The organism is Companilactobacillus sp. FL22-3 (assembly GCF_054881455.1).
Window position 1 is genome coordinate 1 of record NZ_JBTYYZ010000019.1, and the last position, 10,562, is coordinate 10,562.

13 protein-coding genes are annotated in these 10,562 nt (G+C 38.1%); 7 read left to right on the forward strand and 6 right to left on the reverse strand.

The features are described from left to right. The 4 genes from ACYT32_RS12120 to ACYT32_RS12135 all read left to right on the forward strand — a co-directional run. Positions 1–936: replication initiation protein (locus ACYT32_RS12120; protein WP_064635655.1), on the forward strand; the 936-nt coding region annotated here is incomplete at its 5' end. Then, a complete protein-coding gene (locus ACYT32_RS12125; RefSeq protein WP_264229052.1) occupies positions 929–1,537 on the forward strand; it encodes a DUF536 domain-containing protein in 609 nt (202 codons plus the stop codon). The genes ACYT32_RS12120 and ACYT32_RS12125, both read left to right, overlap by 8 nt. Before the next feature lie 351 nt (positions 1,538–1,888). Then, positions 1,889–3,745 carry a KAP family NTPase gene (locus ACYT32_RS12130; RefSeq protein WP_264229048.1) on the forward strand — a complete coding sequence of 619 codons (1,857 nt, stop codon included), beginning with the start codon at positions 1,889–1,891 and terminating at the stop codon, positions 3,743–3,745. Between the two features lie 267 nt (positions 3,746–4,012). After that, positions 4,013–4,351, forward strand: a complete 339-nt coding sequence (locus tag ACYT32_RS12135) for a helix-turn-helix domain-containing protein (protein ID WP_003646108.1) — start codon at positions 4,013–4,015, stop codon at positions 4,349–4,351. Between the two features lie 100 nt (positions 4,352–4,451). On the opposite strand, the gene ACYT32_RS12140 is transcribed toward ACYT32_RS12135, so the two are convergent. Genes ACYT32_RS12140 through ACYT32_RS12155 form a run of 4 tightly spaced genes read right to left on the reverse strand, consistent with a single transcriptional unit; the run spans position 4,452 to position 7,444 of the window. Continuing rightward, positions 4,452–5,252, reverse strand: a complete 801-nt coding sequence (locus ACYT32_RS12140; protein ID WP_119463174.1) for an energy-coupling factor ABC transporter ATP-binding protein — start codon at positions 5,250–5,252, stop codon at positions 4,452–4,454. Further along, positions 5,239–6,075 (reverse strand): ABC transporter ATP-binding protein, encoded by an 837-nt coding sequence (locus tag ACYT32_RS12145; protein WP_119463175.1) that lies wholly within the window; start codon positions 6,073–6,075, stop codon positions 5,239–5,241. The genes ACYT32_RS12140 and ACYT32_RS12145 overlap by 14 nt, the downstream gene beginning before the upstream one ends. Further along, a complete protein-coding gene (locus ACYT32_RS12150) occupies positions 6,051–6,842 on the reverse strand; it encodes an energy-coupling factor transporter transmembrane component T (protein WP_176692349.1) in 792 nt (263 codons plus the stop codon). The genes ACYT32_RS12145 and ACYT32_RS12150 overlap by 25 nt, the downstream gene beginning before the upstream one ends. Then, complete coding sequence (locus ACYT32_RS12155; protein ID WP_119463176.1) at positions 6,842–7,444, reverse strand: ECF transporter S component; 603 nt, start codon at positions 7,442–7,444, stop codon at positions 6,842–6,844. Before ACYT32_RS12155 ends, ACYT32_RS12150 begins: the two co-directional genes overlap by 1 nt. 122 nt (positions 7,445–7,566) lie before the next feature. On the opposite strand from ACYT32_RS12155, the gene ACYT32_RS12160 reads away from it, so the two are divergent. Continuing rightward, entirely contained in the window at positions 7,567–7,923 is a 357-nt protein-coding gene (locus ACYT32_RS12160) for a hypothetical protein (RefSeq protein ID WP_395266441.1), read from the forward strand. Positions 7,924–8,000: 77 nt separating this feature from the next. On the opposite strand, the gene ACYT32_RS12165 is transcribed toward ACYT32_RS12160, so the two are convergent. Continuing rightward, the gene (locus ACYT32_RS12165; protein ID WP_024002471.1) at positions 8,001–8,348 is read right to left on the reverse strand and encodes a type II toxin-antitoxin system PemK/MazF family toxin; all 348 of its coding nucleotides are present in this window, start codon (positions 8,346–8,348) and stop codon (positions 8,001–8,003) included. Continuing rightward, positions 8,348–8,611, reverse strand: coding sequence for a type II toxin-antitoxin system PrlF family antitoxin (locus tag ACYT32_RS12170; protein WP_001748062.1), 264 nt, complete (start codon positions 8,609–8,611; stop codon positions 8,348–8,350). The genes ACYT32_RS12165 and ACYT32_RS12170 overlap by 1 nt, the downstream gene beginning before the upstream one ends. A 77-nt stretch (positions 8,612–8,688) precedes the next feature. Here ACYT32_RS12170 and ACYT32_RS12175 point away from each other — a divergent pair, with 77 nt between their 5' ends. Then, complete coding sequence (locus ACYT32_RS12175; RefSeq protein ID WP_013279411.1) at positions 8,689–9,276, forward strand: site-specific integrase; 588 nt, start codon at positions 8,689–8,691, stop codon at positions 9,274–9,276. Between the two features lie 354 nt (positions 9,277–9,630). After that, positions 9,631–9,843: a hypothetical protein gene (locus ACYT32_RS12180; protein ID WP_010625611.1), complete on the forward strand. Its 213-nt coding sequence runs from the start codon at positions 9,631–9,633 to the stop codon at positions 9,841–9,843. Positions 9,844–10,562 lie beyond the last annotated feature (719 nt).

Sequence of the window (10,562 nt, forward strand, 5' to 3'; positions counted from 1 at the left end):
ATGAGCAATGAACTTATAAAATATGATCCTGAACTTAATACCATTCCGTTACGTAAATTCACCCCTATTGAAATGAATCTATTTTTTTCAATTATTTCTCGTATGCGTGATAAGGGAGATCAGACAGTTAGATTTTCTTTTGAACAACTTAAAGATTTGAGCAACTATAAACCGACTGCAAATAATCGCTTTGAAGATGATATTCAAAGAACTTATGAAAAGTTAATGGGACTTCATTTTGGAAGACGTAGTAAATCTGGATTAAATAGAGAAATGTTTGTTATGTTTACTAAATTCAGAATTGTTGGTGAAGCTGATTCTCCTTATATAGACATTGAAGTATATAAAGATGCTTTGCCACTTCTTAATAATTTAGACACGTGGGTTAGATATGCTTTAGCGGAATTTAGAGATCTTCGAAGCAGTTATGCTAAAACCGCTTTTAGATTGTTAAAAGGTTTCAGAACAACCGGTTATGCTTTTTTATCAAAAGAAGATTTTTTTGAGTTACTTGATATTCCTAAAAGTTATTGGAAAAAACCGGGAGACGTTGATAGATACGTTCTTAAACCAATCAGAGAAGAATTGACCCCTCTTTTTAGAGGCCTAACTGTTCGAAAGAAATATGGTAAAGGCCGCGGGAAACCAGTAATTGGGTATTCTTTTACTTGGAAGCCTGAAAAGAAAGACGCTAACGACTTCTCACAAGGTCAATTTCAAGATGAACGTCAAAAACTCTTTAACATTCAGCATAATGGTGAATTAACAGAACAGGAAAAATGGCGTGCCATTGATAAAGTTAAGGGGTTAACTCTAGGTTCTACTGAAAAGCAAGCATTGGCTGTCAAACAAGCCGAACATGATAAAAAAATAAGAGATCAAGCACGAAAAGAAGCACTTGCTGAACTCCGAAAGGGGTTTGGAAATCATGCCTAAAACTATTAGAGAACTTGCTAATGAATTGAAGGTCTCCAAGCAGACTATTCAATATCACTACCAAAGACTACCAACAAAGAACCGACAAAAAGATCGTCAAGGTACAAACATGGTTAGCCTTACAGCTGAAAGGATTATTAGAGATAAGGTAGCAAAGCCTTTGGTAGCAAAGAACCAACAAACAGGTAGCAAAAAAGAGACAAAGACTAGCGAAGAAAATAATGAGCTAATCGCTACTCTAAGAAGAGAAGTAGCAGATTTAAAGTCTCAACGTGACAAACAGCTTGCTACCAAAGACCGACAAATAGAATATTTAACAAAGTTGATAGATCAGCAACAGCAATTGCAATTAGCAGCAGTAGCAGAAAACCATCAATTAGAAGAACACGTGCATAAGTTGAGTGGTTTGCTTAAATCTTCCAATTCAACTCAAAAGCAACAATCAAACGACAAGGACGATACCTTGTCGAATAGTGATAATGCCATTCCTATCAAGGATAAAAACGACAAGCAAAATGGAAATGAAGTTGCTAAATATGGTAGTAAGCCAAAAAAAGCATCTAAAAGCAAAGCTAATAATAGTTGGTGGCACTTTTGGTAGTACTTCTATTCCTCTCATCAATTAGTGGTCGAACGCAAAAACATTTGAAAGCATTTGCTAAACAGAATACAAAAGTCAAACAATACGAAATGGCGGGTAAATTACAACCAAAAAGGTGAAAACACAACGGAACGCAAGTTGTTTATATCGATTAAACAGGGTATAAAAAATAAAAACGACCAACAAGGTATATCGAGTGATTGCTTCTATGTTCATGATATAATGGAAATCATCATAGATGCTTACTATAACTACATGAAAATAAGCCTTAAAAATCAACTCTAAAATTTTCTATCTAAAAGGGAAAAGTGTCGCTATCTTTTTAATGTCTATACTAATTATGGGGGATTCATGAAAAAAAATCAGTTGTTCAATAGCCTATCTAACTACATTGATAGTCAAGATCAGTTCGCTGTGATGGTTGATGGGCCTTGGGGTTCCGGAAAGACATTCTTCTTCAAGCACCACTTTATACCATGTATTTGTAAAAAGCATAGAACTGTGTACTTCTCCGTCTATGGTTATGAGTCTCTTAATGAGTTAAAAACAGCTCTATTTAATCAGTTATTTGTTACTAGTCTAGGTATACAAGCTGATAAAGAAACCACAAAATCTAAGATTAAAGACCTTGCTTCTCTCACTAAAGGAACCATAGGCGCTTTCGACAAGCTAAAACCCTTCGTTTCACTCGCACACACTGCCGAAAATATACTAATAAAGAATCAATTGCTATCGCAAAATAAGACGCCTGCTTCGGTTCTGATTATTGACGATTTAGAACGGATTAGTCAACAAATTAATATAGATGTCCTAATGGGATTTTTATTGACAGATATTATTGAAGACTATGGATATAGAGTAATTCTTGTCGGTAACTCCAAAGAAATTCAAGAAAAAAAATTCCTTTCGTTGCGTGAAAAAGTCATAAGTCGAGTTCTCCCATTTACTTATGACTTGAAAAATATAAAAAAAGAATTCTTACAGCATTCTAATATTACCTTTTTACAAGATAATTCAGATTGGCTGGTAGAAATTCTAGAAGGTTATAGTCGGCACAATAAAGGACAATTAAATCTACGCACATTGGAATTTATTCTGTCTACATTTAAACTAATTGATAAGAATTTAAATCAATATTTTGAAAATAATTTAGAACAGAATTCACATAGCAAAGAAATTAAAAGATCGGTTTTTGCTAATTTATTTGTAATTGCAACAGAGTATCGCGCAGGTATACTGACACGTGAAAATTTAAAAAATATTGATCCACTCCTTGACACACGTAACTTCTCTTTTATACACATGAAAGATGATGAGGAAAAATCACCAGCTGAGCAATTAACCATTAGATATCATAATAATACAAATTTAACCAAGGTGATTATGTATGATAGTTCGGTAACCAATGTAATCTTTAACGGAAACTTTTCTGCACAACATTTTGTCGATTGTTGGAAAGGACTCTTCAATTCAAAAAAAGAAATCTCCAACTTAGACAGAATTTCCAATTTTAGAGAAATGACTGATGACCAACTTAAGAATCTTGAAGGTCAACTACTCAAAGATGCCTGTAGTCAAGAAGCTAAGGCTAACGATATACTTTTAACTCTTAATTATTTTAAGTTTTTTGATAAAAATGATATTTATTTCTGTAATGATAATTATTTGGATAAATTGATTAACGCTTTAAAAGAGGCTGTAAACCGATCTTTCGAGAGTAACAAATTACCATACAGTTATGATCCTAATACATTTAATGTTCAATACTCTGTACTTGTAAATGATACGAACATAATGAATAGGATTCGGGACATAATGAGCTCGGCAAAAGATAAAAATCATAGACTAGAAACCCAAAAGCTAGTTAAGGCAATCTTTGATAATGACACTGATACAATACGTAATATGACGCAATCAGGTATAAAAATAAATATTTTTGAAGAACTCCTTGAGTCTAATTATCTTAACAATGCTCTACTTGAACCTAAATCTAAAGCAACGTTACTTGATAACTATCTAAACTCTGAATATCTTCAAATTTCGAATTCTCATGATTTCCATCATGGTGAACAATCGGATATTTCAAAATTAATTGAAAAAATTGAAACCTATACACAAATAGATAATTCAATAGGCCAAATTGATAGGTTTAATTTAAACAATCTAGTCAAGACGTTGAAAGATATTCTAACCAAATTTAAACAATGACATTTGAGTTATGTATTAAGAAAGTAAGAAAGGTAAAAGTCTATTGGTTTCTCAATAAAATGAAGATAACTAATGATTATACGTCCCGGATTAGCTTACTTTCAAATCCTAGATATAAAACACTTTAGGGTCTATAGCTATCATTTAGCCCCTATTTACACCAGAATATTCTTCGCAACCAGTAGTTGCTTTTAGTGCGCTAATAATTAGCGTGCTTTTTTCTCGCTTCAATCTGATAATTAATCTATTGAAAGTGAGGTTATGTTTATGATTTTAGGGCAAAGGATAAAAGAAGAACGAGAAAAAAGGCAGTGGACACAAGATTATCTTGCAGAAACGCTTAATGTTTCTCGTCAGGCCATTTCTAAGTGGGAAGTCGGAAGTACTTATCCCGATATTGATCGTTTAGTGCAAATCAGCAATTTATTCGACATTACCTTAGATAGTTTGATCAAGGGCGATGATTCACTAAAAAAAAGCATAGTTATTACCAAAAACGCAAAGGCACAAACTAATGTCTGGGAATTTATGCGCAGTACTGGTTGGATGATGGTAATTGCAATTATTTATTTAGTCACCAAAATGATTATCGCTGTCTTTAGTTAAGAAACCTTTAGGGACTATAATTACAAAGTCACCCATGTGAGTTCTTGCCAGAAGCTGAAGTTAATCCTTCAACCTGGAAAACCCGCAGAGGTGACTTTTTCTATACATCTCGATTTTTCTGCCAATAATCATTAACCGATAAATATGTCTGTGAATCACCCATCGACTCCGCTATGTCCATAATCCGCGGTGGTAGTAATCCCACTCGCTGGACAAGTTCGTGATCGCTGAACAATTCCCGTGGACTGCCGGCGAAGCCAAACTTCCCGTGTTCCATAACATACACCGACTCAAACTCGGCGGCGACCCAATCCATGTCATGGGTGATGGTCACAACTTGGTGGCCCGAATCAGCCAACTGATGGAAAATTGCGGTCAACTTGCGCCGGCTTTCCCAATCAAGCGACATCATCGGCTCATCAAATAAATAAATCGCCGGATCCACTGCCAAAACTGTGGCAACGCTCAACAGCTTGCGTTCCGACAATGACAGGTCATATGGGCTTTCAGCTGTTTTATCATCCAAGCCAACTCTTTTTAGAGCCGCTAAAGCCTGCCTCGTAATCGTGTCGTGGTCATCCATGACCTGCGCGACATTCCACTCCACCTCTCGTTGAACGGTCGGGTTGAAAAGCTGATCGTCAGGATTCTGAAAAGTAATCCCAACCTTCAGTAACTTTTCGACTGGTTTAAGATCATTAAAATTTTCTCCATCGATCTTAATCACACCGGTTTGTGGTGTCAGCAAGCCCGTCAACAATTTGAAGAGCGTTGATTTGCCGGCACCATTTTGGCCGACAATCGCCACCATCGGATCGGCGAAATGTTTGTCTTCAACATCCAAGCTAAAGGACCGTTCCGGATAAGTGAACGTCAGGTGGTTCAGTTCAATTGTGGACATAACGATTCTCCTTCAGCTCAGCGTCATTCACCGGATACCGGCCATCAGCCAAGTGCCAACCCATTTTTTGAGCAAGTTGCTGGATTGTCGGGGCTGGAATCTGCCAGTCATCTGCCAAATGATTAAACACCTCACCCGGCCTGCCCTGGGCTACCATTTGACCCTCGTGCAGCACCCACACGACGTCGGCGACTTCGCACAAATCGTCAATTTCACTGGTGACAATGAAGACAGTCGTCTCTTTGACTTGGGCCAGCCATTGGAAAAATTGCCGGCGGCCAAGGGGATCCATCTCACTGGTCGGATCATCCATAATCAAAACAGCCGGATTATCCGCAATCGCCGTGGCAATTGCCAACCGCTGGATCTGACCACCGGAAAGGCTCTCGGGACGCAAATTCAGCTGTTCAATCAGCCCCATTTGCGTGGCAACTTCTTCAACCCGTTTTTGAATCAGTCCTTCAGTCATTCCCTGATTAATCAAGTCAAAGGCGATTTCATCGGCAACCGTGTCTGCCAACCCGCTTAGTTGGCCAGCTGGATTTTGCAGTACAACTCCATTCATGGCATTATAAACGGGCCAATTGTCGGACACTCGCTGTCCAAACATGTGCCAGTCGCCCTCAATCTCAGCAGACACAATTTTGGGAATGACCCCTGCCAGCACACGGCACAAAGTCGATTTGCCGGAGTGGCTATTCCCAATAATCCCAACCACCTGGCCGGTATGAACCTCCGCATTAATCTGACGCAGTTGTGGTTGCTCAGTACCCGGATAACGGGTGGTCAAATTTTCAATTACAATCCGTTTATCTTCGTCCATATCTTCCACCCAATCAATAAAATTGCCAATCCAGTCAGACCAATGTGCAGCGTCCGCGACAGGCGATACACGCGCTGGGAGGTTCTGACAGTCCGGTTGAGATTATCAAAACCTCTCAGTTGGAGAGAAATTGACCGCGCCATCGATTGATCCAAGGTCTTAATCACCAATGGAATCAGAACCGGCAGGACTGACTTTAATTTCTGAATCAACGTTTTTTGCGGATTGGTTCCGCGAACTTTTTGTGCCTGCTGGATTTTCCGCATATTGCGCATCATTTCCGGCAAAATATAACACACCGACATCAGAACGTAGACGGTTTTATAAGACAATCCGGACAGTTCCAAATAGGCCGCGTTTTCTGAAATACTCGTGGTCACCATAAAAAAGCCACTGGTCAAAATAATCACCAATACTCGACAACCCAGAGTGGTGGCGTAAATCAGGCCTTCTTTGTAGAACGACACCCCAAGCACAGAAAACAGCACAGTTTGATTCCGACTGTAAAATAACCCTTGGATGATCAGCATGGTGCCAATCAGAAACAGGCTGAATCCCAGCGCCTTAAAGGTGGTCGAACTCAATTTGGAAAATAACAATAGCAGTGTTGCGACAAGAATTAATCCGGCCTGAAGCAACAAATTCATACTGGCAAAGCTCAACAACGTCATGTCCAAGATGAACAAAAGCTTAGTAATCGGATCGATCACCTGGTACCACTTGAGCTTGACCCGTGGCGCTCCAGAAAACAATGTTTTATCAGTCATCATTTATCATCTCTAAAGAAGCGCACCATCCGCTGCGGCAGCTGACGATAGATGAAGAATGCCAGGTAGGCCACGCAGACTTTATCCAAAATATCCAAGACAAACTCATCGGTAAATGAGGCCAGCCACACTGGTGCATGATTGGCGATCATTACCGCAAACAATGAGTCACCCCAAGCGATACCGGTCTGACCACCCCAAAAGATGACGTTGAGTGGCGTTGAAATGACAGCTGAAACGATGGCAATAATAATAGCAGAAACAAATACTCGTCGCGCTGACGAGAACCACCCATTGGCGTGCAAAACTCCGACAGCAATCCCAATTCCGATGCTGGTTATCGCATACACGGTTGAAATTGGCGATAAGGTCAGCCCGTAGATCACGTTGTTGATGAAACCACTGATGGCACCGGCAACCGGCCCAGCCAACATGCTGGCAAGAAAGGTTCCCAAAGACCCCAGCCAAACGGGCAGCTTTAACCCCTCCGCCAAGGCTTTGGCAACATAGTTAATCCCCACGGCAGCGGGAATCAAAGTCATGGTGGCAGCACTTAACTTAAATTTCCACATACTAGTACGATGAATCGGTTCTTTTTTCATAATCTTCTCCTTTGGTTGTATTATATCAAAATCATAGATCTTGGACAGCTTCTCAAAGAGCAGAAAAAAGGATTTCTACAAAAAATGTTTGTTTGATATTTTAAATAGAAAAGAGAGATAAAGTGAAGTTTTTAAATTTTTTGGACTATAAATATTTAAACTGGGTATTATATGCTATTACATTATTTTTTATTGTTTATTACTTTTTTACCGATGATAATATTTTTTTAATTTTAGCAATACTTTTTCTTGTTTCATCTAATTTCAGTGATAACTTAATTGAAGTTCTTACAGAACCAGAAATTCGGTCTATGACGAATGAAGAACAACAGATTATTAAAGCTATGATTTTGGAAAATGAGAAAGTAGTTATCAAACAGATTAGAGAGTATACAAATTTAGGTGTTTTACAAGCCAAAAAAGTATATGAAAAAATAAAAAGGGTCTATAAGTTCCAAATCGCCCCTCAAAAACATTGAAAGAATAGCCCCCAATATCTATAATGTGGATATTGGGGGCTATTTTGTTTCTTTTATCAATAAATAACATCTGCTTTTCAGAAAAATTGTTGGACCTTTGTACTAATTGAACTAATTTCTTGCTGAGATAAAGTGGCCACAACTTCGCCATCTGATCGTTTTGTTGGATCGACAGCACGGACATGTTGCAATAACGCTGTCCCGTGAATTTTCCCGTTATCTATCCTGATAAATAACGGCGATTTAGCATACTTTTCTTGGGTACGATATTTGTCAGAGGTACTGATTGGGACAACTAGCACCGTATTAAAATAGCGATTATAGTGATCGTTGCTTACAACTAAACACGGTCGCTTTTTCTTAGTTTCAGTGCCTTTAGCCGGATCTAAATTAATCCATAAAATAGCGCCTTGTTTTAATTTCATTAATCAAAGTCTTCGCTTTCTACGTCTTTACCCCAATCAACTTCTGTTGTACTGAGATTTCCAAACTTTTTTTCTTGTTCATCAACAAGTTGCCATAGATCCGGTTTACTACGAACAATCATTACTTTACCATTTGGTTCAATCTGCCATTCAATTGTGTCAGTAGACCGAACTTTTAACAGTTCACGTACTGTTTTAGGAATTGTAATCTGATTTTTACTTGTGATCTTCGAGCTAACCTTAGTTACATTACCTGCGCTCACAATATCATCTCCTTACTTTTTCCTTACAAAAATAATAACATAACTGCTTTGATATCTCAAGAAAAGGAGAAAAGACTATGCAACAAGTTGTTTTACCCATCAAAGATTCAAACGTTCTTAAAGAGGTTCAAGATACGTTACTCAATAACTTTAAAGCTGGTCGACGTAACTATACGATTTTTCAAGTTGGTAAAGCGACGCTACTGCGAGTGAGTGACGTTATGGGCTTAAAACAGGCCGATATTTTTAATCCGGACGGTTCTATTAAACAAAATGCGTTTATTCATGACCGAAAAACTGGTAAACCTAATACCTTGTACCTTAAACCTGTTCAAACAGAGCTCTTATTGTACCGTCAATGGCTGCTTGATCATAAGCTGGATTCTGAATGGCTCTTTCCTTCAATTCAACACCCAGAACGCCATATTACTGAAAAACAGTTCTACAAAATTATGAGTAAGGTTGGCGATCTATTAGGAATTAATTATCTAGGTACTCATACAATGCGCAAAACTGGGGCTTATCGTGTTTATACGCAATCAAATTACAATATTGGCCTAGTCATGCACCTACTAAATCACTCAAGTGAAGCCATGACTTTAGCTTATTTAGGCTTGGATCAAGCAAGTACAGAAAACATGTTGAACCAAATTGATTTTGGGTAAATTGGTTTGATTTTGTTGTCGCCAACGGCGACTTCTGATACAGGATTTTAATGGGCCTAGCACAACATAGAATAAATTCTATGTGTAAGTGCGCATTGACCTCGTTTCACTCGGTCTACTGATAACCATACAATCAATTTTTCTCGTTATTTAATTGAGCATATTTTTAATTCAATTTATGTTTGCACCTAAACTAAGATTGTTATGTTTTAAATATTCAAAAAGTGTTGCGGATTAAGCTGTTTTAAGCCATTTTTTTAATCGTTCTGTGCAAAGAATCTTTATAAGTTTGGTAACAAATTTTGAATAACGGTACTGTAAAATCTGTGAATCTAAATTGAAATCATTATTTTGATGTTAGGAGTAATCAAGATGGACGAAAAGAAAGTATTAAAAACTATTGATGAAATGCTTGCTGATCCTTGGCAAGTTGATATTCAAGAATTGTTTGAAGCTTCTTTCAATGAACCTGACGAGATCAAAAAGAATTTGTATGATTCCCTGTATACTTATGTTTTGCAAAAAAGACAAGAAGATATTATTAATCGTCCTGGCTTCGTTATTTAGCCCTCTAAAAGCCTGCTGAGGGCTTTTTATTTTTACTTTGGTATAAATATATATAAATAGTCTTAAAACTGCTAGAAACGAGAAATAAGGCCCTTAAAAACGAATATAGCAGTTAAAGTCTTGTTAAGATTCAGAAAAACTAACTGTTTGCTGTCAATGGTAGCGGACGAGCGTAGCGTGGGAGCATAAGGAATTGACAGCTCTAACCCAGTCTTAACACTGAAATGGCGAAAGCCAAAGTTTTATAGAAACTTTGCTTTCCTGCCTAACGGCGAGTGAAAAAGCGGTCAAGCTGGTTCAGCTTGGACGGGGTACGGGGCGTCAGCGCCCGAATAAACGTGGCTTGCCACACCTTTTAGGCAACGAACAGAGTGAGGCGCAAGGAGCATAGCGACTGGAGTTTAATGTGAGCCGGTTTTTGGCTCACTCCTTTGTGTTTTTTGATTCTAGGTTTTGGCCTCGTGCAGTAGTGCCTCTTTTAAACCTCTTTTATAAACCTCTTTTAAACCTCTTTTAGACCCCTCTTGAACCTTACTCTCCCAAGGCTTATGGAAGTTTATCAACGAGGTTTTGTCTGTTTATCAACGAGGTTTTGTCTGTTTATCAACGAGGTTTTGTCTGTTTATCAACGAGGTTTTGTCTGTTTATCAACGAGGTTTTTAATGGTGATCGTTGATAAACAATCGTTGCTTTTATATAATAGTTGTGGAGGTGTGATT